The 1,066-nt window shown below is 69.9% G+C and carries 1 protein-coding gene; it reads right to left on the bottom strand.

The annotated features are described in order from the left end of the window. Positions 1 to 975, bottom strand: coding sequence for an IS481 family transposase (locus ABQ292_RS26515; protein ID WP_369210690.1), 975 nt, complete (start codon positions 973 to 975; stop codon positions 1 to 3). Positions 976 to 1,066 lie beyond the last annotated feature (91 nt).

Genomic DNA, 1,066 nt, shown 5'->3' with positions numbered 1-1,066 from the left:
CTAGATGTATTGACCCGCAGCGTTGTTGACGCGGTCGATGGGTGAGCGTCCACCGATGCCCAGGTGGGGCCGGTTCAGGTTGTAGTGGTTGAGCCAGGCGGGCAACAGGGCCGTGCGGTCGTCGTTGCTGGCAAAGACCCGGGAGTAGGCCCACTCGGCGCCGAGGGTGCGGTTCAAGCGTTCGACCTTGCCATTGGTCCAGGGACAGTGCGGGCGGATGAACTTCTGCCGCGCGCCGATCGCGGCCACCGCGGCGGCGAAGTCGCGGGAGATCCGGTAGTTCTTCGCGTTGTCGGTGATGACCCGCTCGATGGTGATGCCGTGGCCGGCGTAGAAGGCGGCTGCGCGGGTGAGGAAGCCGGCGCAGGTGGCACCTTTCTCATCGCTGAGGATCTCGGCGTAGGCCAGCCGGGAGTGGTCATCGACGGCGGCGTGGACGTAGTCGTAGCCCAGGCCGCGGACTGAGGTGGGTCGAGTGCCGCGGCCGTGCGCGCGCCAGCCACCGCCGTCGGGGATGCGCCCGAGCTTCTTCACATCGACGTGGACCAGCGAGCCGGGTCGGTCGTGCTCATAGCGGTTGGCGCTGCGCCGAGTAGCGCGGATGACCTGGCCGGTCACCGGATCACAGGCAGCCAGTGGCGGGGTCCGGTGATGGCGCAGCACCCGACCCACGGTGGAGGCCGGCACGTTCAGGTGCGCCCCGATCGCGACGGGCCCGCGGCGGGACAGGTGCCGGCTGATCCGGATCCGGGTCTGGGTGCAGGCCGGGGTGCGCCTGGGGTGGCTGCGGGCGTGGCTGGGCCGGTCGAGGAGGCCCGCCTTGCCTTCCGCTCGCCACCTGCCCCACCACTTGTAGGCACACGCTCGGGAGACGCCCATCTCCGCGGCCACGTGCGCCGGTGGGCGACCGGCGGCGATCCGCTGGACCAGGATCAACCGCCCGGCAGGAGTCAAGCGGGCATTAGCGTGAGACACGAGCGACCTCCGTGGTCGGGATGGATGCCGTCAGACAGCTCCACCCGACCCGGAGGTCGCTCCCACGTCAACAACGGTCCTGGTCAGTACA

The sequence above is a fragment of the Geodermatophilus maliterrae genome (genome assembly GCF_041018925.1).
GTDB lineage: Bacteria > Actinomycetota > Actinomycetes > Mycobacteriales > Geodermatophilaceae > Geodermatophilus > Geodermatophilus maliterrae.
The sequence above is the reverse complement of the archived record's forward strand: the minus strand, read 5'-3'. Positions and strand labels throughout refer to the sequence as shown.